The organism is Novosphingobium sp. Chol11 (assembly GCF_900218065.1).
GTDB lineage: Bacteria > Pseudomonadota > Alphaproteobacteria > Sphingomonadales > Sphingomonadaceae > Sphingobium > Sphingobium agri.
The window spans coordinates 2,348,159-2,372,992 of the sequence record NZ_OBMU01000001.1; the positions used below are offsets into that span (position 1 = coordinate 2,348,159).

Annotated in this window: 26 protein-coding genes and 1 tRNA gene; 17 read left to right on the forward strand and 10 right to left on the reverse strand. The window is 63.5% G+C overall.

The genetic code is table 11. The features are described 5' to 3' along the window. Nucleotides 1-10: 10 nt before the first annotated feature. Together NCHOL11_RS11700 and rpsU are read right to left on the reverse strand one after the other, a co-directional pair. Nucleotides 11-571 (reverse strand): FKBP-type peptidyl-prolyl cis-trans isomerase, encoded by a 561-nt coding sequence (locus NCHOL11_RS11700; protein WP_097092455.1) that lies wholly within the window; start codon nt 569-571, stop codon nt 11-13. A gap of 72 nt (nt 572-643) precedes the next feature. Continuing rightward, nucleotides 644-850 (reverse strand): 30S ribosomal protein S21, encoded by a 207-nt coding sequence (gene rpsU / locus NCHOL11_RS11705; protein WP_004208618.1) that lies wholly within the window; start codon nt 848-850, stop codon nt 644-646. A gap of 221 nt (nt 851-1,071) precedes the next feature. On the opposite strand from rpsU, the gene NCHOL11_RS11710 reads away from it, so the two are divergent. The 13 genes from NCHOL11_RS11710 (at nt 1,072) to NCHOL11_RS11770 (ending at nt 12,124) form a co-directional block, all read left to right on the forward strand. Then, nucleotides 1,072-1,830: a class II aldolase/adducin family protein gene (locus NCHOL11_RS11710; RefSeq protein ID WP_097092456.1), complete on the forward strand. Its 759-nt coding sequence runs from the start codon at nt 1,072-1,074 to the stop codon at nt 1,828-1,830. 66 nt (nt 1,831-1,896) lie between these two features. Continuing rightward, nucleotides 1,897-3,147 carry a putative DNA modification/repair radical SAM protein gene (locus NCHOL11_RS11715; RefSeq protein WP_097092457.1) on the forward strand — a complete coding sequence of 417 codons (1,251 nt, stop codon included), beginning with the start codon at nt 1,897-1,899 and terminating at the stop codon, nt 3,145-3,147. A gap of 76 nt (nt 3,148-3,223) precedes the next feature. After that, the gene (locus NCHOL11_RS11720; RefSeq protein ID WP_441339502.1) at nt 3,224-3,580 is read left to right on the forward strand and encodes a hypothetical protein; all 357 of its coding nucleotides are present in this window, start codon (nt 3,224-3,226) and stop codon (nt 3,578-3,580) included. A 60-nt stretch (nt 3,581-3,640) separates the two neighbouring features. Continuing rightward, a complete protein-coding gene (locus NCHOL11_RS11725) occupies nt 3,641-4,105 on the forward strand; it encodes a hemerythrin domain-containing protein (protein ID WP_097092458.1) in 465 nt (154 codons plus the stop codon). A gap of 7 nt (nt 4,106-4,112) precedes the next feature. Next, complete coding sequence (locus NCHOL11_RS11730) at nt 4,113-5,516, forward strand: UdgX family uracil-DNA binding protein (RefSeq protein WP_097092459.1); 1,404 nt, start codon at nt 4,113-4,115, stop codon at nt 5,514-5,516. A gap of 74 nt (nt 5,517-5,590) precedes the next feature. Then, nucleotides 5,591-6,442: a D-amino-acid transaminase gene (locus tag NCHOL11_RS11735; RefSeq protein ID WP_097092917.1), complete on the forward strand. Its 852-nt coding sequence runs from the start codon at nt 5,591-5,593 to the stop codon at nt 6,440-6,442. A 246-nt stretch (nt 6,443-6,688) separates the two neighbouring features. Then, nucleotides 6,689-7,687, forward strand: coding sequence for a winged helix DNA-binding protein (locus NCHOL11_RS11740; protein ID WP_097092460.1), 999 nt, complete (start codon nt 6,689-6,691; stop codon nt 7,685-7,687). 83 nt (nt 7,688-7,770) lie between these two features. Next, a tRNA-Val gene (locus NCHOL11_RS11745) sits at nt 7,771-7,846 on the forward strand. A 71-nt stretch (nt 7,847-7,917) separates the two neighbouring features. Next, nucleotides 7,918-8,145, forward strand: coding sequence for a zinc-finger domain-containing protein (locus NCHOL11_RS11750; RefSeq protein WP_217991067.1), 228 nt, complete (start codon nt 7,918-7,920; stop codon nt 8,143-8,145). A gap of 62 nt (nt 8,146-8,207) precedes the next feature. Then, a complete protein-coding gene (gene tldD / locus NCHOL11_RS11755; RefSeq protein ID WP_097092462.1) occupies nt 8,208-9,650 on the forward strand; it encodes a metalloprotease TldD in 1,443 nt (480 codons plus the stop codon). A 55-nt stretch (nt 9,651-9,705) separates the two neighbouring features. Further along, nucleotides 9,706-10,281: a DUF924 family protein gene (locus NCHOL11_RS11760; protein ID WP_097092463.1), complete on the forward strand. Its 576-nt coding sequence runs from the start codon at nt 9,706-9,708 to the stop codon at nt 10,279-10,281. Between the two features lie 156 nt (nt 10,282-10,437). Next, nucleotides 10,438-10,776 (forward strand): P-II family nitrogen regulator, encoded by a 339-nt coding sequence (locus tag NCHOL11_RS11765; protein ID WP_097092464.1) that lies wholly within the window; start codon nt 10,438-10,440, stop codon nt 10,774-10,776. 13 nt (nt 10,777-10,789) lie between these two features. Next, nucleotides 10,790-12,124 carry an ammonium transporter gene (locus NCHOL11_RS11770; RefSeq protein ID WP_097092465.1) on the forward strand — a complete coding sequence of 445 codons (1,335 nt, stop codon included), beginning with the start codon at nt 10,790-10,792 and terminating at the stop codon, nt 12,122-12,124. A gap of 108 nt (nt 12,125-12,232) precedes the next feature. Here the strand turns inward: NCHOL11_RS11770 and NCHOL11_RS11775 are convergent, their stop codons facing one another. From NCHOL11_RS11775 to crtY, 4 genes are all read right to left on the reverse strand, one after another. After that, nucleotides 12,233-13,132 (reverse strand): phytoene/squalene synthase family protein, encoded by a 900-nt coding sequence (locus NCHOL11_RS11775; protein ID WP_255254813.1) that lies wholly within the window; start codon nt 13,130-13,132, stop codon nt 12,233-12,235. 95 nt (nt 13,133-13,227) lie between these two features. Continuing rightward, on the reverse strand, nt 13,228-13,809 hold the full coding sequence (locus NCHOL11_RS11780) for a TIGR00730 family Rossman fold protein (RefSeq protein ID WP_097092467.1): 582 nt from the start codon (nt 13,807-13,809) through the stop codon (nt 13,228-13,230). Next, a complete protein-coding gene (locus NCHOL11_RS11785) occupies nt 13,806-15,287 on the reverse strand; it encodes a phytoene desaturase (protein WP_097092468.1) in 1,482 nt (493 codons plus the stop codon). Before NCHOL11_RS11785 ends, NCHOL11_RS11780 begins: the two co-directional genes overlap by 4 nt. Then, nucleotides 15,287-16,438: a lycopene beta-cyclase CrtY gene (gene crtY, locus NCHOL11_RS11790; RefSeq protein ID WP_097092469.1), complete on the reverse strand. Its 1,152-nt coding sequence runs from the start codon at nt 16,436-16,438 to the stop codon at nt 15,287-15,289. The genes NCHOL11_RS11785 and crtY overlap by 1 nt, the downstream gene beginning before the upstream one ends. A 90-nt stretch (nt 16,439-16,528) precedes the next feature. Between crtY and NCHOL11_RS11795 the strand changes: the two genes are divergently transcribed. The 3 genes from NCHOL11_RS11795 (at nt 16,529) to NCHOL11_RS11805 (ending at nt 19,420) form a co-directional block, all read left to right on the forward strand. Beyond that, the gene (locus NCHOL11_RS11795; protein ID WP_097092470.1) at nt 16,529-16,801 is read left to right on the forward strand and encodes a metal/formaldehyde-sensitive transcriptional repressor; all 273 of its coding nucleotides are present in this window, start codon (nt 16,529-16,531) and stop codon (nt 16,799-16,801) included. Then, nucleotides 16,798-17,820 carry a CDF family Co(II)/Ni(II) efflux transporter DmeF gene (dmeF, locus tag NCHOL11_RS11800; RefSeq protein WP_097092471.1) on the forward strand — a complete coding sequence of 341 codons (1,023 nt, stop codon included), beginning with the start codon at nt 16,798-16,800 and terminating at the stop codon, nt 17,818-17,820. Before NCHOL11_RS11795 ends, dmeF begins: the two co-directional genes overlap by 4 nt. A 166-nt stretch (nt 17,821-17,986) precedes the next feature. After that, complete coding sequence (locus NCHOL11_RS11805) at nt 17,987-19,420, forward strand: porin (protein WP_097092472.1); 1,434 nt, start codon at nt 17,987-17,989, stop codon at nt 19,418-19,420. An 18-nt stretch (nt 19,421-19,438) separates the two neighbouring features. Here NCHOL11_RS11805 and NCHOL11_RS11810 read toward each other — a convergent pair whose 3' ends face one another. From NCHOL11_RS11810 to NCHOL11_RS11825, 4 genes are all read right to left on the reverse strand, one after another. Further along, nucleotides 19,439-20,632: an NAD(P)/FAD-dependent oxidoreductase gene (locus NCHOL11_RS11810; RefSeq protein ID WP_097092918.1), complete on the reverse strand. Its 1,194-nt coding sequence runs from the start codon at nt 20,630-20,632 to the stop codon at nt 19,439-19,441. 2 nt (nt 20,633-20,634) lie between these two features. Beyond that, the gene (locus tag NCHOL11_RS11815) at nt 20,635-21,063 is read right to left on the reverse strand and encodes a TIGR01244 family sulfur transferase (RefSeq protein WP_097092473.1); all 429 of its coding nucleotides are present in this window, start codon (nt 21,061-21,063) and stop codon (nt 20,635-20,637) included. A 336-nt stretch (nt 21,064-21,399) separates the two neighbouring features. Next, entirely contained in the window at nt 21,400-23,169 is a 1,770-nt protein-coding gene (gene recQ / locus NCHOL11_RS11820; protein WP_097092474.1) for a DNA helicase RecQ, read from the reverse strand. Between the two features lie 128 nt (nt 23,170-23,297). After that, nucleotides 23,298-23,618: a hypothetical protein gene (locus NCHOL11_RS11825; protein ID WP_097092475.1), complete on the reverse strand. Its 321-nt coding sequence runs from the start codon at nt 23,616-23,618 to the stop codon at nt 23,298-23,300. Nucleotides 23,619-23,656: 38 nt separating this feature from the next. Between NCHOL11_RS11825 and NCHOL11_RS11830 the strand changes: the two genes are divergently transcribed. Further along, complete coding sequence (locus tag NCHOL11_RS11830) at nt 23,657-24,784, forward strand: serine hydrolase domain-containing protein (RefSeq protein WP_097092476.1); 1,128 nt, start codon at nt 23,657-23,659, stop codon at nt 24,782-24,784. Nucleotides 24,785-24,834 lie beyond the last annotated feature (50 nt).

Consider the following 24,834-nt stretch of genomic DNA (forward strand, 5'->3'; position numbering starts at 1 on the left):
TTCCAATCGATCAGTTGCCCGGCAGCGGCGGCGGCACCGCGCCCTGCTGCATCATCTGCTGCATGCGCATGATGTCGGCCTTCGACTTGAAATCATGCAGCTGCACATCGAAGACCAGCACGGAATTCGCCGGGATCGGACCGGCCGCCTGCTCGCCATAGCCGAGCTGCGGCGGAATCCACAGGCGATACTTGCCGCCCTTCTTCATCTTCTGCAGGCCTTCGGAAAAGCCCGGCACGACGCCATCTACGGGCATCGCGGTCTGGGCATTTTCATCGAAGACAGTGCCGTCGAGGAGCGTGCCCTTGTAGCCGACCAGCGCCACGTCCGCAGCGGTCGGGCTGGGACCGGTGCCCTCTTCCAGAACCTTGTACTGGAGACCCGAGTCCGTCGTGATCACGCCGTCTTCACCCGCATTGCTGGCAAGATAGCTGGCAGGTGACGGCTCCACGCCGCGCTGTCCGGCCCAGGCGAGGCCAGCGGCGGCGATCGCCACTGCGGCAACGCCGATCCAGAGACGCGTCAGCGACCCCTTGGCGATGGGACGAAGGGGAACAGCGGTCGTGGACATGGACCTAAGCCTCGCAGGTGCGGATGATCAGCAGGATGGAGCGGCAAAGCGCCGCCCCATGAAACGAACGCCTTAACGGACGCCGTCGCGCTCGGCGCGCTTCCGCTCCAGCTTGCGCGCACGGCGAACCGCAGCCGCCTTTTCGCGGGCGCGCTTTTCCGAGGGCTTTTCGTAGTGACGGCGCAGCTTCATCTCGCGATACACACCCTCACGCTGCAGCTTCTTCTTGAGCGCGCGCAGGGCCTGGTCGACATTGTTGTCGCGAACGATGATTTGCATAAGCCAGTCAAACTCCAGTCGAAAACGGGCGGTTCGCCGGGAAACAAACCCTTCCCGACGGGCCTACCGAAACTAATAGCGATGAGTCGTCGCAGGGCAGCCTGCGCCGTGTGGGGCGCGCCCTACCAGCAGATTCGGCCAAATTCAACCCCGAAGCCGTTTCACTCGACAGGAGCGCCAGTGGGGTGGATAGTCAGGGCAGAAGATAAAGGAGGATCGCCATGGCTACCGCCGTTCCTGTTGCCGGGATGTCAGCGGCCGAATGGGAGGCACGCCAGCAGCTCGCTGCCTGCTACCGCATATTCGACCATATGGGCTGGTCGGAGTTGATCTACAACCACATCACCTTGCGCGTGCCTGATGAGGATGGCGCATTCCTGATCAATCCATTCGGGCTGCTCTATTCGGAAGTGACCGCGTCCAACCTCGTCAAGATCGATATCGACGGCCACATATTGGACGGCAGCGCCTATCCGGTCAATCGGGCCGGGTTCACGCAGCATAGCGTCTTTCACCGGCACCTGCCCGACGCGCATTGCGTCATCCATACGCATACCACTGCCGCGATGGCGGTCAGCGCCACCAGAGAAGGGCTGCGGCCGACCAATTTCTATGCGGCAGCGTTCGCGGGCCGAATCGCCTATCATGATTTCGAAGGCATCACGCTGCGGCCGGAAGAGGGCGAGCGGCTGATCGCCAATCTGGGCGAACGGCGGCTGATGATGCTGCGCAACCATGGCTCGCTGGTCATGGCCGATACCCTGCCCAAGGCTTTCCTCCTGCACTGGATGCTCCAGCGCGCTTGCGAGATCCAGGTCGCCACGGGCGCGGCAGGGACGCCGGTCGATATTCCGGAAGAGGTGATTGCGGTCCATCAGCGCGATATCGGCGGGGTGCAATTGCCAGTAGGCCCGGGCGTACCCGACTTTCGAGCGATGGTTCGGTTGATCGATAGAATCGATCCGAGTTGGAAGACCTGAAGAAACAGGTGCGCCAGATCAATCTAGATCAAGGACATACGCAAACAAAGAACATAATGTGAACACATGGCTGTTCTTTCGATCCGGCAGAAACTGGAAATCCTCGCCGACGCGGCAAAATATGATGCGTCATGTGCATCGTCGGGGACGAAGAAGCGCGATAGCATGTCCGGGCGCAAAGGTGGCATCGGGTCGACCGAAGGAATGGGTATATGCCATGCTTATGCGCCTGACGGACGATGCATATCGCTGCTGAAAATCCTGCTGACGAATAGCTGCATCTTCGACTGCCATTATTGCATCAACCGCCGGTCGAGCGATGTTCGCCGGGCGCGCTTCACCGTGCGAGAGGTGGTCGACCTGACTCTCAGCTTTTACCGGCGTAATTATATCGAAGGGCTTTTCCTGTCCTCCGGGATCATCCGGTCGTCCGATTATACGATGGAGCAGTTGGTCGGCGTTGCCCGCGCCTTGCGGGAGGAGCATGATTTTCGCGGCTATATTCACCTCAAGACCATTCCCGATGCCGACCCGGAACTGACTCATCAGGCGGGGCTCTATGCCGACCGGCTCTCGATCAATGTCGAATTGCCGACAGAGCAAGGCTTGCGGCGACTGGCGCCCGAAAAGAATGGCGAGCGCATCGAGGGAGCGATGAAGGGGCTGCGCACGGCGATCGAAGATACGGTCGATGCGAAAAAACGGTATCGCCATGCACCGCGCTTCGCGCCTGCGGGGCAGTCGACGCAGATGATCGTAGGAGCCGACGAAGCGGATGACCGGGCCATCATCCGGCGTGCGCGCTCGCTTTATGACCGGCACGCGTTGCGCCGCGTCTATTATAGCGCGTTCTCGCCGATCCCTTCCGCCAGTAGCGTGCTGCCGCTCAAACGCCCGCCCCTGCTGCGCGAGCATCGGCTGTATCAGTCGGATTGGATGATGCGCTTCTATGGTTTTTCAGTGCAGGATCTGGAGCAGGCGACCGATCCACAGACAGGACATCTGCCGCTCGACATCGATCCCAAGCTCGCCTGGGCCTTGGCGCATCGGGGCATGTTCCCCGTGGACGTGAACTGCGCCCCCCGCGAATTGCTGCTTCGGGTGCCGGGACTTGGCGTCAAGGCGGTCGATCGCATCTTGGCCAGCCGCAGGGTGCGCCGTCTCCGGCTGGACGACGTTGCGCGGCTGACCAGCTCGATCGTGAAATTGCGGCCCTTTCTGATCGCGAGTGATTGGAGGCCGGTGCACCTGATCGACAAGGTCGATCTGCGGCGGCAGCTCACTCCTCCCGCGGCACAGTTGGAGCTTTTCGGCTGAACAGCCGTTTTCCCGGTTGATAAGTGCCGCGCTTCGTGATTTCTTGAGAACAATAAAGGTCGAGGGGACAGCGCTGGTGGCAACGGCATTCAATGGTGATTCAGTACGGCCTCATGGCGGGCGCTATGCCAAGCGCATGAGCAGCCATCTGGCCGCTGCTCTCGTTGTTTTCTGCCTCATTCAGATCGCTATCGTCGCCCGGATGGGCGGTTCGCTGGTACTGCACCTCGCTCTTATCGCCGCAATCGGCGGATATGCCGTGATCGCCCGTGGCATGGAGCGCCGCTGGGAGATGCTGGATCAAAGCGGTCTGTCGATGTCGGGTCTGGGCCTGCGCTTTCGCCGGGATGTGGCGCAGGTGTGGCTGAGCAGCATTGCCTGCAGCCTGTTATGGCTTCCTGTCGCCATTATCTTCCGCTTCCTGTTCGGCTGACCCGCGGACCCAAAGCGTCCTGCCTGTCGTTGTGCCCTCTAGACCAAGAGGAGCACGCCCATGGCCAAGGCCACGATTTTCGACAAATTGAAGCAGGATCATGATGCCCATCGTCAGCTGTTCGAGAAGATGGCTGACGCGCAGGATGATCATGACCGGCTGGAAAAACTGTTCGAGCAGTTTCGCGTCGAGGTGACCGCGCATGCGGCTGCCGAAGAAGAGACGCTTTACGCAACGATGCTCGCCCGCCCCGACCTGCGCGAAGATGCGCAGCACAGCGTCGCGGAACATAAGGAAATCGACGATTATCTGGAAGAATTGGAGGAGCAGACCTTCAACAGTCCGGAATGGCGTGAAACTTTTGCCAAGCTCAAGAAGCGCTATCTGCATCATATCGAGGAAGAAGAAGAGGAGATGTTCCCCGACGCAGCGGCTGAACTGACGGACGAGGAAGAAGTGAAGCTTGCCGCCACCTTTGCGCGGCGCAAGCCCGCCGAGCTGGAGCGGGCGGAATCGTCCGACTGATTTCGCCATGTTTCAGGCGCTGCTGAGCGGGCCGGACGATTTCGACGGGTGGCGCGATGCTGCCCGTCGTTTCGCTCTGGCTGGCGTGCCGCCTCAGGACATAGATTGGCGGGTCGAAGGAGATGCAGGATCGCTGCTGGCGTTCGACAAGCCGCCGCCTGCCGATCAAGTCGGCGGCGCATTTTCCGTTCCGCGCGCTTTTCTGGAGTTGGCGGAAAGCGCCATATTGCACCGCGATCCGGAGCGCTTTGCCCTGCTCTATGCACTGCTGCTGGATGTCCGCGAGCAGCGCACGCGCATGGATGACCAGGCCGATCCTCTGGTCCGCAGGGTTGAGGTGCTGGCCAAAGCGGTTCGCCGCGACATTCACAAGATGCGGGCCTTCGTCCGCTTCCGGGAGGTGCAGGATGATGACGGCGCGCGCTTTGTTGCCTGGTTTGAACCCGACCATCATATCGTCCGCGCGAATGCGGGCTTTTTCGTGCGCCGCTTTGCATCCATGCGCTGGTCCATCCTGACGCCCGAGATCAGCATTTTCTGGGATGGCGAAAGACTGAATGAAGGGCCAGGCGCATCGAAGACGGATGCCCCTGCGGGCGACCCGGTCGAGGACATGTGGAAAAGCTATTATGCCTCAATATTCAATCCAGCCAGGCTCAAGCAGCGCGCCATGCTGTCGGAGATGCCCAAAAAATATTGGCGCAATCTGCCCGAGGCGGCACTCATCCCCGGCCTGGTCGCCGGAGCGCAGGCGAGGGAGGCGGCCATGATCGCCACGCCGCCCAAAGCACCCGCCCGCCCCAGCAACGTGACAGCCGCCTGGGCGGCCCTGCGGGAGGAAGCGGCAGGCTGCACGCGCTGTCATCTATATCGCGATGCCACCCAGACGGTGTTCGGCGAAGGGCCGCTCGACGCTGCCCTCGTCATCGTCGGGGAACAGCCGGGCGATCAGGAAGATCTTGCGGGACGGCCCTTCGTCGGCCCGGCGGGACAGTTGCTTGACCATGCGCTGGAAGAGGCAAGGATCGACCGGGCAAGCATCTACGTCACCAATGCCGTCAAGCATTTCAAATATGAGAGGCGCGGCAAACGGCGCATCCACCAGACGCCGGACACGCCGGAGATCAACGCCTGCCGCTGGTGGCTGGATCAGGAGTTGGACCTGATCCGTCCGCGCGTGCTGCTCGCAATGGGCGCGACGGCGGCACGGGCCATCTTGGGAAAGACGGTGACGATCAGCCGAACCCGGGGCGCGCCCATCCCGCTTGAGAATGGCATTGAAGCCTGGGTAACAGTGCATCCCAGTTTCCTGCTGCGGGTGCCGGATGAAGCGCGCAAAGCGCAAGAAAGGGCCCGCTTTGTCGAGGATTTGCGTGACATCGGCGAGAGAGTGAAGGCCCTCGCCCGATGATCATCGCTTGACCAACGCCCCTGCCCCGGCAACATCGCCACCCACCGATGTTGGCCGAGGGATTTTGCCGCTTCATGTTGATCGCCTATCATAATGGTCAGTTTCTGCCCCTTGCCGAAACACGGATTTCGGTACTCGATCGCGGATTTCTTTTCGCCGAGGCAGTCTATGAAGTGACGGCCGTCATCGACGGACGGCTGATCGACAGCGCGTCGCATCTGGCAAGGCTTGAGCGCTCGGCAGCGGCCATCGGTCTTTCGCTGCCCCTTTCAACCGGACAGATCGAAGCCGCGCAGAAAGAACTGGCTGCCCGCAACGGACTTCAGGAAGGGCTGATCTATCTGCAATTGACGCGGGGTGCGGACTCCGGCCGGGACTTCCTTCCCTCGCCCGGTCTGGAGCCCACTCTGGTGATGTTCACGCAGGCGAAGCGCTTCCTCGACTCTCCGGCTGTACAGAGCGGGATCGCAGTGGTCACGACGCCCGACCTCCGCTGGGCAAGGCGCGACATCAAGAGCGTGGGCCTTCTGGCCCAAGCCATGGCGAAACAGATTGCGGCCGAAGCGAGCGCGCAAGAAGCCTGGATGGTGGAAGATGGCTTCGTCACCGAAGGCGCGTCGTCCACGGCTTTCCTGGTGACGGATGAAGGCATTATCACGCGCGCATATTCGCAAGCCGTGCTGGCGGGGTGCACCGGCTCTGCCATCACCGCGCTGGCGGAGGAAAGTGGACTGACGGTCGTTCATCGCCCCTTTACAGTTGCCGAAGCGGTGGGAGCACGCGAAGCTTTCATCACCAGCGCATCCACGCTCTGCCAATCCGTCGTGCGTATAGACGGGCGCATTATCGGCAATGGCAGCCCTGGGCCGATCGCGACCCGCTTGCGCGAACTCTACATCGACTTTGCCCGGCGGACGGCAGTCTGAAATCAAAAAAGCGGAAAGATCATCCGTTCCGGATGCGGTTTCCTTAGGCCTGTCATCCGCCATTTCGGGGAAAAGCCGGACCATTTTGGCGGTAGCCGTACTCAACTCTGTGAAATTCAACGGCAAAACCCACCATCAACATCAGGAACAAGCTTGCATGCTCCGATTTGGAGGAGAGAGAAGCGGCACGGCCGAAATATTGCGGTAGGTTAGGAACAAAGCAGGGACAGGAGTTAACAGGTGGAAATGGATCGATCCCGGACTGACTTTGTTGCCGCTGGTGAAGATATATATGGGGTGCGAGACACGCGTGCGGGCCTGCTCATTCTCGCCGACGATATCTTCCTCGACGATGTCGCCGGGATCGCGCAGGCGGCACAGTTCAGGTTGTTAGACATAGTAACGCTGGACCAGGCCATGCGGCGGCTCGACATGCAGGTGGGCTGCGATGTCATCCTGCTCTTCTGCACCCATCCATCTGTCATGCTCGAGCGGCTGCTGGTGCAAGTGGAGACGCTGGCGGTGCAGAATGACATGGCCGTCATTCTGGTCGCAGGTCTTGACACCGTGGACTTAGCCTTCGCCTGCATGCGAAGTGAGCGGACGCAGCTGCTCTGTACACCCGATCATGCCGATCTTGCCGCCGCGCTGCTGACGGCGGGCGGCACTACGCCGCAGCGGACACTTCATGAGGTGAACCAGGAAAGCGAAGGCGTTCGCCTGCAGCAACTGAGCGAAGAAGTCAGCCGCCTCGCCCGGACGTTGGAGGCGCTGACGGCGCGCCCGCGCCATGCCATGCCTTCCTTTGCCCTGGGCCCCCGAATATCGGATCGTACCAGCGACTATATCGGCATGCCCGCTGTCGAACCGATGGGCGAGCAGCAAGCGCCCGCCAAGGAAGCGACGCCCGGCGCGGCGCAGGTGCGGGACATGCTGCGCGCGCGGCGGCTGCGGGAGGATTTCCTGCCTGCCGACCTTTTCGCAGATCCTGCATGGGACATGCTGCTCGACCTGTTGGCAGCGCGTCTGGAGCAGGAGCGCGTGTCGGTCTCTAGCCTCTGCATCGCTTCGGCCGTGCCGCCGACGACGGCGCTCCGCTGGATCCGCACGCTGACCGACAAGGGCATTGTCCACCGGCAGGCAGACCCGCATGACGGCCGCCGCGTGTTCATCGCGCTGACCGACGATACCGCCGAAGCGCTGACAAGATGGTTCACCGCGAGCCGCCGTTTCCTGTGCGGGTAAAGGGGCCGCTATCATCAAGGCTTGACCGGCGCGCGGATTGGCCTAGATAGCGCGCTCCGGCTGCATCGCCATGATGCGGCATCGGGCGATTAGCTCAGTTGGTAGAGCGTCTCGTTTACACCGAGAATGTCGGCGGTTCGAGCCCGTCATCGCCCACCATTTTCCCATCGCTGCCAGAAAGCCGTGCCGGATATTGCGGTGCGATGGAGCCGCTGCTAATCGAACGCGTCATGATACAGCCGCCTGAAATTCTTCGAGTCACCAAGCCCCGCGTCGCGTGCGACGGTTCGGGCGACATCCCCGCTGCTCTGGGCCACCCCCGCGTGTTCCTGGAGATTGACGAACATGGCTATGTCGATTGCGGCTATTGCGACCGGCGCTTCGTCTTGATCGGCGGTCCGGCTGACACGCCCGAAGTCGCGGGGCTGCCTGACATCCCATCCGGCGCCAGCATCTGAAACGGGTTTCGCCATCGCGAATTTGATTGGGCTTGGGAAGCTGCGCACCTATATCGGGCGGCATGACGGACATCGCTTCCCAGTTCACCGATGCGCGCGACCTTCTTTACCGGCCGGGCTTGCTTGATCCCGATGGCGCGCGGCAGCTGACCGCGCAGGCACTCGCCAATTGCGATGATGGCGAGCTTTATCTCCAATATCGGGCGAGCGAGAGCTTCGGGTTCGACGATGGGCGGCTGAAGACCGCCGACTATTCGACCGATGCGGGCTTTGGCCTGCGGGGCGTGTCGGGCGAGATGACCGGCTTTGCCCATGCCAACGACATCAGCGAGGCGGCCATCCGTCGGGCTGCCGAGACGCTGACCTTGCTGGATCCGGCCAAGGGTCAGCCTGCCCCGCCGCCGCAGCGGACGAACCGGCATCTCTATACGGACGCCAATCCTCTCGAGATCGTGCCTTTCGCCGAAAAGGTTACGCTGTGCGCGGCCATTGACGCGGCGGCGCGCGCGCGTGATCCGCGCGTTGCGCAGGTTTCCGTCAGCCTTGCGGGCAGCTGGTCGGTGGTCGAGATCGTGCGGGCCGACGGATTCACCGCATCCGATATCCGCCCGCTCGTGCGCCTCAACGTCTCGCTGATCCTCGAAGAAAATGGCCGCCGTGAAACGGGTAGTTTCGGCATAGGCGGGCGCTATCTCTATGATCAGGTCATGGACCCGGCCATCTGGAACCGGGCGATTGACGAAGCGCTCGCGCAGGCGCGGGTCAATATGCGGTCGGTGGCTGCGCCTGCAGGCGAGATGACGGTGCTGCTGGGGCCTGGCTGGCCGGGCGTGCTGGTGCATGAGGCGATCGGCCACGGCCTTGAAGGCGATTTCAACCGCAAGGGCACCAGCGCCTTTTCCGGCCGGGTTGGCGAACGCGTCGCGGCGCCGGGCGTCACGGTGGTGGATGATGGATCGATCCTCAATCGCCGGGGGTCGCTGTCGATCGATGACGAGGGCACGCCGACGCGCGAGAATGTTCTGATCGAAGACGGCATTCTCAAGGGCTATATGCAGGACCGGCTCAATGCCCGACTGATGGGCGTTGAACCCACGGGCAACGGCCGACGCGAAAGCTACGCCCATGCCCCTATGCCGCGCATGACGAACACGTTCATCAAGGGTGGTGAGGACGATCCCGCGGAACTGCTGTCCCGTGTGAAGTCGGGCATCTTCGCCAAGAGCTTTGGCGGCGGACAGGTGGACATCGTGTCCGGCAAGTTCGTCTTTTCCTGCACCGAAGCCTATAAGGTCGAGAACGGGAAACTGGGTGATCCGATCAAGGGCGCGACGTTGATCGGCGATGGACCTTCGGCGCTGACCAAGGTGATCGGTGTCGGCAATGATTGGGCGCTGGACGAAGGTATCGGCATGTGCGGCAAAGGGGGCCAGAGCGTCCCTGCCGGCGTCGGGCAGCCTACCCTGCTGATGGAAGGCTTGACGGTCGGCGGCACGGCGACCTGATCTCAATGCGCCACGGGCTGCGGAACCGGCAGCCTGCATGATCTTTTCTTCCTGTATGAACATGCTCACCGACAGCCATGACGCGGTGACCGCCGACTGGGCGGCTGCTCTGCTCGACTTCTGGTTCAATCAGGTTGGGGAGGAGGGATGGTGGAAGCATGATCCGGAGCTGGACCGGCAATGCACCAGCCGCTTTCGCTCCTTGTGGGAGGAGAAGCGGACCTTAGCCTCTGAAACGTTCCTGGAGCGAGCCGACGATGCGCTGGCAGCCGTGCTCCTGTTCGATCAGTTGCCGCGAAATATGTTCAGGGGCACGGCCAAGGCATACCAGACCGATGAGCTTGCCCGGGCTGTTGCGCGCGGCGCGATTGCCCATGGCTATGACATCCAGATTGGCGGGGCCGGACGCAGATTTTTCTACATGCCGTTCCAGCATAGCGAAGAGCTTGAGGATCAGGCGCTATCGCTTAGCCTGTTTGAGGCGGCGGGCGACGAACGGTCGATGGAGTTTGCGCGTCAACATCATGCAGTCATCGCTCGTTTTGGCCGATTTCCTCATCGAAATGCCGTGCTTGGCCGGGCCACCTTGCCCGAAGAGGAAGATGCGATCCGCGCCGCAGCCGACTGGTAACAGGGGATGCTCAATTTTTAGGCAGCGCCCCTCACCTGCCCATTTTTTTAGCGACTGAACGATCGCGCCTGTGGAAAAAGCCCAGATCACGGCTGGTTTTCCGATTTGGCACGGCTCTTGCTGACATGTCGTCGCACACCATTAACAGGGGGCGACATGAAACTTGTCATGGCTATCATCAAGCCGTTCAAGCTTGACGATGTCCGCGAGGCACTCTCCTCGCTGGGCATCGCCGGTATGACGGTGTCCGAGGTGAAGGGCTTCGGCCGCCAGAAGGGGCAAACCGAAATCTATCGGGGCGCCGAATATTCCACGAACATGGTTCCGAAGATCAAGATCGAGGTCGTTTGCGACGACGATCTTGCACCGCGCGTAGTCGAGGCGGTTCAGACAGCCGCGAATTCCGGCGCGATCGGCGACGGCAAGATCTTTGTCCTCGATGTTGGTCAGGCCGTGCGCATTCGCACCGGCGAGACCGGCGAAACCGCGCTGTAAGAAGGGGGGAATAATGACCTTTGCCAAGAAATTCTGCGGCGCGATGGGAGCGGCTGGCCTCTCCCTCTTCGCCGCGCTGCCCGCCTGGGCACAAACGGCGGCGGCCGCTGCGCCGACGCCTGACAAGGGCGATACTGCCTGGATGATGACCTCCACCGTGTTGGTGCTGGCCATGATCCTCCCCGGCCTGGCCCTCTTCTATGGCGGCCTGGTTCGTACCAAGAATATGCTGTCGGTCATGACGCAGATCGGCGCGGTCGCGTGCCTCGCGATGCTGATCTGGGTGATGTACGGCTACAGCCTCGCCTTCGCTGGTCCCAGCAACGGCTTCATTTCCGACCTGTCCAAGGCCTTCCTGAAGGGCATCACGCCGGATTCGACGGCTGCCACCTTCACCGACGGCGTCGTCATCCCCGAATATGTGTTCGTCAGCTTCCAGATGACATTCGCCGCGATCACCGTCGCGCTGGTGCTGGGTTCGGTTGTCGAGCGCATCAAATTTTCGGCGGTCATGGTGTTCGCAGCGGTCTGGCTGACGATCGTCTATTTCCCGATCGCCCATATGGTTTGGGCTACGGGCGGCCTGTTCTTCGAAATGGGCGCACTGGACTTCGCTGGCGGCACTGTCGTGCACATCAACGCGGGTGTATCGGCGCTGGTCGCCTGCCTCATCCTCGGCAAGCGCATGGGCTTCCCCAAGGAACCGATGCCGCCTCACTCCCTGACGCTGACCGGCGTCGGCACCGGCCTGCTGTGGGTTGGCTGGTTCGGCTTCAACGCAGGCTCGGCTCTGGAAGCCAATGGCTCTGCGGCTCTCGCGATGATCAACACCTTCGTTGCAACGGCTGCTGGCGGCCTGTTCTGGATGATCGCCGAGCGCATCAACGGTCACAAGGGTTCGGCCCTCGGCTTCTGCTCGGGCATCATCGCCGGTCTGGTTGCCGTGACGCCTGCCGCGGGGAATTCTGGCCCGTTCGGTGCCATCGTGCTGGGTGCGGTCGCTTCGATCATCTGCTTCTACATGGTTACGGTCATCAAGCCCAAGCTTGGCTATGACGACTCGCTGGACGCCTTCGGCATCCACGGCATCGGCGGCATGATCGGCGCGATCGGCACCGGCATCGTCTACTCGCCGTCGCTGGGCGGTCCGGGCGGCGCTGACTTCTCGATGAGCAGCCAGCTCGTCACGCAGCTGTTGGCCACCGTCACGACCATCGTCTGGGCATCGATCGGCACCGCGATCGCCATCTTCGTCGCCAAAGCGGTCACCGGCCTGCGGGTCAGCCGCGACGTCGAACTGGAAGGCCTCGACCTGGGGGAGCATGGCGAGCGCGCCTACAACCCCTGATCCTATTCGGAAGAGCGGGCCGCAAAGAATGGCCCGCCCGCCACACGATGTTCCTCCTGCGAACACACCTTGGGTCCGGTACGAAAGTGCCGGCCCTTTTTTTGTGGATCAGCCTCTAGGCCGGGTCCAGAGATGCGGTGGGCGAGGCGCGGATGCGGGCCAGCGGGACGAGCGGCCGAACATCTGAAATCCCCCCCGGCACACCCATCCCAGCTTCTCGCTCTTGGGCGTTATCACCCGGTCGTCCCAGGCGCGTTCTCCACGCCTTGCGACTTCCCGCGCTATGTCGCCATAAATGCCTGCCGCAGCCAGAACCGCCCAGGCGGCGCGCGGCGGCAAGGATCCGGTGCCATGGCGCGCGCTTGCTTCATAGTCAGCGGCAAGGTTCGTGAGGCGGCCCGCCAAAAGGGTGAGTTGCGGGCGGAAGGCTGGCTCCATCTGGCTTCCCGGCGGGATCGCCATTTCCGCTAGCCATTGCTGGGGCAGGTAGCAGCGGTCGGCCTGCTGATCCTCGGCGATGTCGCGGGCGATATTGGCCAGCTGGAATGCCAGACCAAGGTCGCAGGCCCGGTCCAGCGTGGCTTCATCCTCAGGGCTCACGCCCATGAGCACAGCCATCATGCAACCCACTGCGCCAGCGACATGATAACAGTAGCGCAGCATATCGGCTTCGGTGACGGGCCGCCAATCCTCCGCATCCAGGGCAAAGCCTTCTAGCAGGTCATGGGCGTAGCGCGCAGGAATGGCGCATTCGCGCATGACGAGGCCAAAGCCGTCGAAGGCAGGGTCTCCGGTAGCTTCGCCGCGTAAGGCTGCATCGGTCTGCGCTCGCATGGCGGCCAAACGGACCTGCCCATCGGCCACGCCCGTCATCACACCCCCATGATCCTGCCCATCGGCGATGTCGTCGCATTTGCGGCACCAGGCGTAGAGGAGCCAGGCCCGCTCCCGGGTTTGCCGGTCGAACAGCCTGGACGCCATGGCAAAGGATTTGGAGCCACGGGCGATGCTGTCGCGCGCATGGGCAACGAGGGCGGGACGATCTAGATGGGTCACGCCGCCGACATGCCTCGCGACGGTGATTGCCGCAAGGGTGGCGGCTATTACAGCTTATCCGCCTTCATGGCGAAAATCGGCTCGTGCGCCTCATAGGCTGTCATTTTTTCGAGCAGTCCATTGATCGTGTCGGCATGGGAGAGGATGCCGGCATGTTGTGGCCGGATGAACCCGGTGGCGATCATATGCTGGTTGAAGGCGATAAGCTGGTCATAAAAGCCCGCAACGTTGAGCAGACCGACAGGCTTGGCATGGTAGCCAAGCTGCGCCCAGCTGATCGCCTCCCATAGCTCATCCATCGTGCCGACGCCGCCAGGCAGCGTGACGAAGCCATCCGACAGGTCAGTGAAGAGTGCCTTGCGCTGATGCATGGTCTGGACGACATGGAGCTCGGTGCAGCCCTGATGCGCGACTTCGGCCCTGACGAGGGCTTCCGGGATGACGCCGATCACCTCCCCGCCTGCTTCGAGGGCAGCGTCGGCCACCGCACCCATCAGGCCGAGCCTTCCGCCACCATAAACGACGCCGATGCCTCGCCCGGCAAGGGTACGGCCGACCTGGCGAGCCGCCTCCACATAAACCGGGTCCGCAGGCAGAGCCGAGCCGCAATAAACGGCGAGGCGCTTCACAGCAGGTCTTGCAGCATCAGCGCGGCGGTCGCCTTTGCGCTCCCGACGACGCCGGGGATGCCTGCGCCCGGATGGGTGCCCGCGCCGGTGAGGTAGAGGTTGGGGATCACGTCGTCGCGGTTATGAGCGCGGAACCAGGCGCTCTGGGTCAACAGCGGCTCAAGGCTGAAGGCGCTGCCGAGATGAGCGGACAGATCGGTCTGGAAATCAGGCGGCGCGTAATGGAATTGCGTGACGATGCGAGAGCGGATGTCGGGGATGAGGCGATGCTCGATCTCGTCCAGGATGCGCTCGGCATAGACGGGGCCGAATTGCTTCCAGTCGATCGGCAGCTTGCCCATGTGGGGCACGGGCGCAAGGGCGTAGAAGGTCGAATGACCATCGGGCGCCATCGACGGATCGGTGACGGTCGGATGATGGAGGTAGAGCGAGAAATCCTTCGGCAACACGCCATGATCATAGATGTCGGTCAGAAGCCCATCATAGCGCGGACCGAACAGGATCATGTGGTGCGGGATGCCGGGCCAGCTGCCCTTGATCCCGAAATGCAGGACGAAGAGGCTGGGCGACCAGCGCTTTCGGCCAAGCTTGTCGGCCTGCTTCTGGCCGCGGGGATGGTGGCCGAGAAGATCGCGATAGCTGTGCATGAGGTCGCCGTTGGTGGCGACCGCATCGGCCTCTCCGCGCCAGCCTGAAGCAGTAGACACGCCGACGGCGCGGTCGCCATGGGTCTCGATCCGCACAACCGGGTCACCCAACCGCAGCGTGCCGCCAAGCCGTTCGAAATGCGTCGCCATGCCCTGCACGAGGCGGTTGGTGCCGCCCTTGGCGAACCAGACGCCGCCATCCTTTTCCAGCTTGTGGATGAGCGCATAGATCGCGCTGGTCTGCATCGGGTTGCCGCCGACCAGCAGCGTGTGGAAGGACAAGGCCTGGCGCAGCCGCTCATCCTTCACATAGGAAGAGACGATCGAATAGACCGACCGCCATGCCTGATGCTTGGCCAGCGCCGGAGCGGCGCGGATCATCGACGCGAAATCGAGGAACGCGACGGAGCCGAGCTTGCGATAGCCCTCCTCATAAACGCCGTCGGAATAGTCGAGGAAGCGCTGGTAGCCTGCGACGTCCTGCGGGTTCAGCTTGGCGATCTGGGCGCGGAGGGAATTTTCGTCGTTCGAATAGTCGAAGTTCGTGCCGTCGCGCCAGTTCAGCCGGTAGAAGGGCGTGACGGGCACTAGGGTGACATCCTCGGCCATGTCATGGCCGGACAAGCGCCATAGCTCGGCAAGGCAGTCAGGATCAGTAACGACCGTGGGACCGGCATCGAAGACGAAGCCGTCCCGCTCCCACATATAGGCACGGCCGCCGGGGCGGTCCCGCGCTTCGACCAGCGTCGTGTCGACACCCGCAGACTGAAGGCGGATCGCGAGAGCCAGGCCGCCAAAGCCCGCTCCTATGACTATCGCTTTGCGGTTCATCAGGCGGAGGGGGTCAACAAGGCGCGCATGGCGCTCCTTATGGGCACGGGCGGGCGTCCACACAAGATGCGGATGCGATCGGCCCAACTGGACTGCCCGGCATAGAAGCGGCCGATCAGATGCGGGTTGAGCCGGTAGAAGCGTTCGAAGATGCGCCAGCGCTGATGCGGCTGGGCGGCGCGGAAAAGCATCTTGCCGAGCAGCCGGTAATAACCCCCTGCCTGCCAGTGCGCCTTGGCGCGTTTGCGGGTCGCGGGGCCAAGCGTTTCAAGCGGCTGACCGCTGAGCCAGAGCGCGGTGGAGATCGCGTCGGGAAGTGAATAGCCGGTCATCGGGTGGAACATCGCGGCGCGGACGCCGGCGCGAGCGACGGCATCCTGCGCTGGCCAGAAGCGATCGAAGTCGCCGCCATGCACCACTGGCAGGATGCCACTTTCCTGATGGACGATTTCTTCGACCTGCCAGTTCTGATCCTGGGCATAGCTGGCAATCCGGCTGGCGAGCGCTGGGACGTCGAGTGAGGCGTCGTTGCTGTAATAGGTATCTTCGACGAATATCGTCTGTTGGTCGAAGGGAAGCAGATAGACGAAGCGATAGCCGTCGATCTGGGGAACGGTCGCGTCCATGATGACGGGGCGTTCCAGGCCGTGCGGTTGAGCCAGGCGGAGGACCTGGCCGACGAACTTCTGCCAGCCGCAATCAAGCGCCGACAGATCGCCGCCGCCGCGCGTGTCTAGGACGGCGCGGGCTTTGATCTGGCTGCCGTCGCTCAAGGTGACGCAGGTGGATGTGACGCTGACCGCATCGGCGTTGAGGAGGGCGCGCTCCCCGAGCAACGGGCGAGCATGGGCGTGCAATTGGGCGGAGGAGATGCTGTTATAGGCGGTGTCGAGGTGCCGCTGATAGGCGGGGAAGCGGACCTGGTGTCCCTGGGGCCAGCGATGGGTGACGAGCGGGTCGATCAGCCAGCGATCGGCGGGCCGAACATCGCTGTCGAAGAAGGACCAGAGATGGTTTCCGCCGAGCGTTTGGCCGCTTTCGATTAGGAGGACATTCACGTCGGGGCGCAGGCGGGTGAAGGCTAGAGCGGTGAGAGTGCCGGAAAGGCCGCCGCCCAGAATCGCGAGGTCGCAGTCGAAGCTTTTGGCCATGCTGTTCTGTTAGGAAGGGCGAATTCATGAAGCAAATGGTGAATTGGCGGCGTTTGACGAAAAAGACATGATAGTATAGGGGGGTATCCTATGCATATCATCGAGAACAGGGACAAGCTGCTGGCGCGGGTGCGGCGCATTGCAGGACAGGTGAGCGCGATCGAGCGGCAGTTGGGCGGCGACGCGGACTGTTCCGAGACATTGCAGCTGGTTGCATCGGTGCGCGGCGCGGTGGGGAGCCTGATGGAGGAGTTGATCGAGCAGCATATGCGTGATCATGTCGCCCGCCCCGGCCTGACCGACGCGGAGCGGCAGGCTGCGTCGGAGGAGATGCTGGCACTAATCCGGCGATATGGGAAATGACGATGCACGACCATGGCCACCATCATCACAGGAACCATCACCACGGAGACCATGCGCCAGCGAGCGCCCTCCCCCCTTCTCCCGTCAATGGAGACGAGGAGGAAAGCCATTATTTCGACCATATTTACCTCAGCGCAGGGCATGACAAGAATGCGCGGCGGACATTGTGGGTCGTATGGCTGACTGCGGCGACCATGGTGGTCGAGATCGCTTTCGGCTGGATCACCGGGTCGATGGCCCTGCTGGCCGATGGGTTCCACATGGCGACCCATGCCGGCGCGCTGGCGGTGGCGGCGGCGGCCTATAGTTATGCCAAGCGCCATGCCCGCAATCCCCGCTTCACCTTCGGCACGGGCAAGGTGGGCGACCTGTCGGGCTTTGCGTCCGCCCTTCTGCTGGGCGTGACCGCGCTGTTCATCCTGGTCGAATCCGTCCTGCGCTTCTTCGAGCCGGTGCCGGTGAAGTTCGGGGAAGCGACGCTGGTTGCGGTGGTCGGCCTGGCCATCAACCTGATCAGCGCGCTGCTGCTGGGTCATGACCATAGCCATGATCATGGTCACGGCCATGATGGGCACCGCCATGATCATCAGGACGGACATGCCCATAAGCATGGCCATGAAGATAATAATCTGCGCGCGGCCTATGTGCATGTGCTGACCGACGCATTGACATCGGTGCTGGCGATCGCGGCACTGCTTGCCGGGCGTTATATGGGCTGGTGGTGGCTCGATCCGGCGGTCGGCATCCTGGGCGCGGTGGTGATCGCCCGCTGGGCCTGGGGACTGATGAAGGACACTGCCGCCATCCTGCTGGACAGCGCGGAGCCCGCGCTGATGAAGCGGATCAAGACGCTGGTGGAGGCGGAGGGCGGCACCATTCGTGACCTGCATGTCTGGCGGATCGGGCCGCATGCCCATGCGGCGATCATCAGCCTGGCGCCCGGCAGTGATGCGGCGGCGGTTCGCGCGCGGGTGCGCAGCCTGCCCCGGATGGAGCACGTCACGGTGGAGTGCGGTTGACGGGATCTGAGATCCGGGCGTTCGCTGGGATGACGTTGATTGGGGCGGGTGATACATTGTGTCACCCAATCGAAATATAGCTGTCACTTGTTTGTCATCGAAATTTCATAGGCCGCACCTCGATTGAGACAGGGGATTCGTGGTGACAGGTTCAAACAGGAAGCGCATGGCTCTGGCAGTGAGCATGCTGGCGTTGATGCCGGAGGTGGCGCAGGCGCAGAGCAATGAGGAGTTGCAGCGCCAGATCAACGAGCTGAAGGCGCAGATACAGGCGCTGACCAGCGCACTGGCAAACAATGGCGGGCGCGGGAGCGCGAGTGCGAGCAATGCCGCGTCCCCTGCCCCCTCAGCGAGCGCTCCAGCGCCGGCACCGGTGGCTGTCGCCGCTGCGCCCGGACAGCCGGTGGTGACGCAGACTGCGGCTCCCGAGAAGAAGTCGAAGCCCTGGTATGAGCGGCTGTCGCTGCGCGGTTACACGCAGATGCGTTACAACGCCTTCCTGTCGGGGGATGACACGGCTCCGGCAGGCCAATCGCGCCTGCGGTCGGTGCATGACAGCTCCATTTCCGACAAGAGCAGCTTCTCGCTGCGCCGGGCGCGCCTGGTCGTCCAGGGCGATGTTTCCGATCGGGTCTCGCTCTACCTTCAGTCCGATTTCGCTGCCGCGGTCAACAACCAGGCGGGTAGTGAACGGCGGGAAGGCTTTGTGCAACTGCGCGACGCCTATGCCGACATCTTCCTGGACAAGGCCAAGACATTCCGCCTGCGCCTGGGCCAGTCGAAGGTGCCCTATGGCTGGGAGAATATGCAGTCTTCGTCCAATCGCCTGACGCTGGATCGCAGCGATGCGATCAACAGCGCCGTGCCGGGCGAACGCGACCTGGGCATCGTCGGCTACTACACGCCGGCGTCGGTCCAGAAGATCTGGGACCGGCTGGGGCATGACGGACAGAAGCTGTTCGGCAATTATGGCGCATTTGGCTTCGGTGTGTTCAACGGTCAGGGGATCAACAGGACCGAGCAGAATCGAGGCCTGATGAAGGTCGCTTTCGCAACATGGCCGTTCGAGCTGGATGGTCTGGGCGGCATGTTCGAGGATCAGGTATTCGAAATCGGCGGATCGGCGATGATGAACGATGTGCAGCCGGAGGTGCGCAGCGGATCGACGACTGTGATCAGCTCGCAGGCTTATGACGATGATCGGGTCGGCATCCATGCGATGCTCTATCCGCAGCCCTTCGGCATTCAGGCGGAATGGAATTGGGGCAAGGGGCCTGAGTTCGATCGGGTGAGCCGGTCGATCGAGACGAAGAAGCTGAACGGCGGCTATGTCCAGATGATGTATCGCCTGCCTACCGATTCAATCGGCGTGCTGATGCCCTATGGTCGGTGGCAACATTATCGCGGGGGTTGGAAGGCATCGACCAACGCGCCGCGTCTGGAAACGGATGAGTTCGAACTGGGGCTGGAATGGCAGCCGTGGAAGGCGCTGGAGATCACGCTGGCCTATGCGCGGATGAAGCGGGCCGAAGCGGACGAGCGGCGCACGGGCCGTGCAACCGGCGATTTGATCCGCACGCAGGTGCAGTGGAATTATTGAGCTGGAAGTTGCGGGCGGTCAGCCTTCGCCGATCGCCTGCCCCGCCGCCCAGCCGCTGGCCCAGGCCCATTGGAAATTATAGCCGCCCAGCCAGCCGGTGACATCGACCGCTTCGCCGATCGCGTAGAGGCCGGGGACGCGGCGTGCCTCCATCGTGCGGGAGGAGAGTTCGGCGGTGGAGATGCCGCCAACCGTGACCTCCGCCTTGGCGAAGCCTTCGGTGCCATTGGGCGTGAAGGACCAGGACGCGAGGCGGCGCTGCGCCTCTTCCAGCTTGCGGTCGGCGATATTGCCAAGATCGCCGGGAAGCGCGAGGCGTTCGGCAAGGGCGTCGGCGAGGCGTGCTGGCAGAGAGGCGCGCAGCAGGCTGACCAGCGAGGCGCGGGGCTTGCCGCGCTTGGCTTGCGCCAGCCAGTTGGCAGGCATGTCGGGCAGGAAGTCCAATGCGACTTCGCCGCCATGACGCCAATAGGAGGATATTTGCAGGATCGCCGGGCCGGACAGACCGCGATGGGTGAGGAGCGCGGCTTCGCGAAAGGCGGTCTTGCCGTGGCGGGCGATCACCGGGGTCGAGACGCCGGATAGTTCGCGGAACAGCATGTCCTCGCCGCCAAGGGTGAGCGGAACCAGTGCGGGGCGCGGCTCCACCACCTTGAGGCCAAACTGGCGGGCAAGGTCATAGGCGAAACCGGTCGCGCCCAATTTGGGGATGGAGGGGCCGCCGGTGGCGATGACCAGCGCGGGCGCCTCTGCGGTCCTGGCTCCATGAGTGACGCTGAACCGGCCATCGGCGTGGGTGATGGGGCCGAGCGCATGGCCGAGGCGGATGGTGACGCCGCCCGCCTCGCATTCGCCGAGCAGCATGGCGACGATCTGCCGCGCGGAATGATCACAGAAAAGCTGGCCAAGCGTCTTTTCATGCCAAGCGATGGCATGGCGTTCGACCAGCGCAAGGAAATCGGACGGCGTGTAGCGGCCAAGCGCGGACTTGGCGAAATGGGGATTGGCGGAGAGATAGCGGTCCGGCGCGGTGTGGATATTGGTGAAGTTACAGCGCCCACCGCCCGAGATCAGGATCTTCTTTCCCGGCTGGTCGGCATGGTCGAGGACGAGGACGCGCTTGCCGCGCTGCCCGGCCGCTGCCGCGCACATGAGGCCCGCTCCGCCAGCGCCGAGGACGATGGCGTCGAATGGATCAGCAGGGCCGGACAAGATCAACCTGCGGCGAGCGCATCCATGATCTGGCGAATGGGAGCGAGATCATAGCCCGCCGCTTCCGCCTTTTCGCTCAAGACCGTGGGGTGATCACCGGCGCGGGCGCGCGTCAGAGCCCAAAGGAGCGTGCTGCGGGTGCCGGAGCGGCAATAGGCGAGCACCTTCCCCTCGCCTGCTTCGTTGAACGCCGCCGCCATCGCATCGAGCTGCCATGGGGCGAAACCGCCATGGGCTACGGGAACGGCAGCGTAGGCGAGGCCAGCCGCTTTTGCCGCTGCTTCGATTTCCGCGCCGTTGGTCTGGCCCGCTTCCTCGTCATCGGGGCGGTTGTTGATGATGACGGTCACACCCAATGCCCTGGCTTCTTCTACCTGATCCACGCTGATCTGGGGGGAGACGTAGAGGCTGGGGGTGATCTGACGGAACATGGGACGGGGACTCCTTCTGCCGCGAGCCATGCGCTTGTGGGGGGAGGGTTTCAAGGGGTTTTGGCAGGCGGAGGCGCACGGGCCGCTGGGGGGATGAATTATGGTTCACGCGGAGGCGCGGAGACGCGGAGGTGGATTGAGGTGAGGGTATTCGTGTCTTGGTGGATTTGCGGGAGACGGGCTGGTTTTACTGCGCTCCGCGCGCGAACGGCAGACGCGTCTCTGGGCAGTCTTCTCTCCGCGGCTCCGCGGCTCCGCGTGAACCAAGCTCTGCTTCCAAATAGGCCTAGCTGCTGAAGCAACAAGGCTCCCTGGCCTCTCCGCTGAAGGAGAGGATTAGAGGTGCGGGCGGATGGCGGCGAGGAAGGCGTCGCCATATGCGTCGAGCTTGCGCTGGCCGATGCCGCTGATGTGGCCGAGTTCGGCGAGGCTCGACGGGCGCTGTTCGGCCATTTCGCGCAGGGTGGAATCGTGGAAGATCACATAGGGAGGCACCCCCTGTTCCTGCGCGAGTTCGCGGCGGCAGGCGCGCAGGGCATCGAACAGCGGATCGCCTACGGGGTTTTCCGCCTTTCCGTTGCGTGCGTTGCGGCGGCGCTCCCGGCGGGGCGGGAGGACGAGGCTGACCGCCTCTTCTCCACGCAGGATGGGGCGAGCGCTCGGGCCGAGTTCGAGGCCGCCATGTTCATTAGTTTGCAAAGCATCTTTTACCAGAAGCGCGCGGGAAACCGGGCGGAGGAGCGGCGTTTCTTCTCCCGACACGATGCCGTAGACCGAGATTTTGTCATGGCCGCGTTCGCGGATGCGGTCGGTTACGGCACCGGTCAGCACCTGTTCGATATGGCCGACGCCGAAGCTCTGGCCGGTGCGATAGACGGCGGAGAGGAATTTGCGGGCCGTCTCCGTCGCGTCGATGCTGGCGGGGGGATTGAGGCAGTTGTCGCAGTTGCCGCATGTGGCAGGCGGATGCTCGCCAAAGTGGCGGAGCAGGATGGCGCGGCGGCAGGTGCCTGTTTCGACAAGGCCGCCAAGTGCGGTGATGCGGGTACGCTCGCCCTGCTGGCGGGCGGGATCGAGTTCGGCGACGCGCTGGCGGGCGCGGGCGAAGTCGTCGGCGCCCCAGAAGAGGTGCGCTTGCGCGGGCTCGCCGTCGCGGCCTGCGCGGCCGGACTCCTGATAATAGCCCTCGATCGATTTTGGCAGCGCGGCGTGGGCGACGAAGCGGACGTCGGGCTTGTCGATGCCCATGCCGAACGCGATGGTCGCGACCATGACCATGTCTTCGCTGGCGATGAAGGCGGCCTGACTGGCGGCGCGGACGGCGGGGTCGAGCCCGGCATGATAAGCGCGGGTCGGGCGACCGGTGCGGGTCAGTGTCTCGGCCAGCTTTTCCGTCGCCGCGCGGGTGGGGGCATAGACGATGCCGGGGCCTTCGCTGGCGGCGATGAGCGCGGACAGCTGACGGGGCAAGCCGTCGCGGGGATGCACGGCATAGCGGATATTGGGCCGGTCGAAGCCCGCGATGATCAGGCCTTCGCGCGGGATGCCGAGCTGGACGAGGATGTCGTCGCGGGTGTGATGGTCGGCCGTCGCGGTGAGCGCCAGGCGGGGGACTTGCGGGAATTCGTCGAGCAGCGGGCGCAGCAGGCGGTAGTCGGGACGGAAGTCATGGCCCCATTCAGAGACACAATGCGCTTCGTCTATGGCGAAGAGGGCGACTTTCGTGGCGCGCAGGAGATTGCGGAAGCCCTCTCCGCTGGCGCGTTCGGGCGCGACGTAGAGGAGGTCGAGGTCACCATTGCGCAGGCGGTCCTGCGTCTCGCGCCAGTCGGCATCGACGCTGGTGAGGCTGGCGGCGCGAATGCCGACCGCCTGGGCCGCGCGGAGCTGGTCATGCATCAGCGCGATGAGCGGGGAGATGACGACGCAGCAGCCATCGAGCGCGACGGCGGGCAGTTGATAGCAGAGCGACTTGCCCGCGCCGGTCGGCATGATGGCGAGCGTGGGCTGGCCCGCCATGATGCGGCCGACGACCTGTTCCTGCACGCCCCGGAAGGCCGGGAAGCCGAAGATGTCGTGGAGGAGAGTGGGGATGTCGGGGCGCATCCGAGGGCTGTAGCGGTTGTGGCTGGAGAGGCAAATAATGGGTTCACGCGGAGGCGCAGAGGCGCGGAGATTTTGAGATGCGCTGCGCGCGGGCTTTTTGCCTCTGCGCGCTCTGCGCCTCGGCGCGATCAGTCCAGCGGGTCGAGCAGGCAGCCCCAGCCCTTGCGGTAGCGTGCGGTGCGGGAGGCGAGAAGCGGGACGCTGGCTTCGACGCTGCGCGATTCGGGGTCGTCGGAGAGGGTGACGAGGGCCATGCCTGGTTCCTTGTCATGTCTGCAGCTGTCCATGCCGCGCCCCTCCACATAACGGCAGGAGCAGGTGATCCGTGCGCCATAACCCGCGCCCACGGCGGCGCGGGCGCGCATGCCGCTCCAGTTCCACGCCAGCAGCAGGACGAGCAGCACTGCAATGGCGGCGAGCGCATAAATCCATTTCGGGCGTGCGGACATGCTCCCCTTTCCGATGAGCCGTGCTAAGGGCGCTGCTTATGAAGCTCGAGCGGAAAAGCGTAAAGCCTGTTGGCATCGGCGTCGCCATTTTGTCGCTGCTGGCGCTTGCTGGCGGACTGGCGGTGCGCGCGGCGGACCCGGCGCCCGGCTATCAGGTGACGGCGCCTTCGGGGGTGAGCGAAGCGGATCTGCGCGCGGCGATCGATCCGCTGTTCGAGGGCGAGGAGGATGTCGGCGAGACGCGGGCACTGATCGTCATGCACCGGGGCGAGATTATCGCGGAACGCTATGCGGTCGGGTTCGGGCCGGAGACGAAACTGCTCGGCTGGTCGATGGGCAAGAGCGTAACGGCGGTGCTGGTCGGGTTGATGGTCGCGGATGGGCGGCTGGCGCTCGATTCGCCTGTGCCGGTCGCGGCGTGGGGCCAGCCGGGCGATCCGCGCGGGCGGATCACGCTGCGGCAACTGCTCGCCATGACGTCAGGGCTGGACCATGTCGAGGACGACGAGCCGCTGGCGCAGGCCGACACGGTGCGCATGCTGTTCACCGATGGCGCGCAGGACATGAGCAGCTTTGCCGAGGCCAAGCCGCTCGCCCATGCGCCGGGGTCGCGCTTTTCCTATTCGACCGGCAACACGCTGATCCTCGGCGACCTGATGGCGCGGATGCTGACGAGCAATCCCGATCCCGATGCGCGGCGGCAGGCGATGCAGACCTTTATCGACGGGCGGCTTAAGATCCCGGCAGGGATCAGGAGCCTGACGGTGGAATATGACGCGGCGGGCACGATGATCGGCGGCAGCTTCCTGCACATGACCGCGCGCGATTATGCGCGATTTGGCGAACTGCTGCGCAACCATGGGCGTGGCCCCAATGGACATCAGATCGTGCCTGAGAAGTGGGTCGATTTCATGCGGACCCCCTCTCCCCGCAATCCCGCCTATGGCGCGCATCTCTGGCTGAACCGGGAGAGCGACGAGAGCGCACTGATGCCGGGAGACGCGCCGCGCAGCCTGTTCGGCTGTGTGGGGCACGGCGGGCAATATATATTGGTGTCGCCGGGGCAGTCATTGACGGTGGTGCGGATTGGGGCGTCACCGGACAAGGAACAACGCGCAGCGCTCAAGCAGGCGCTGGCGAGATTGATGCGGCTGTTTTCGGCGTAAGGTTTAGACGTGTACGGGTGCCGCTATATTCTGACGGCCGGAGCGGCACT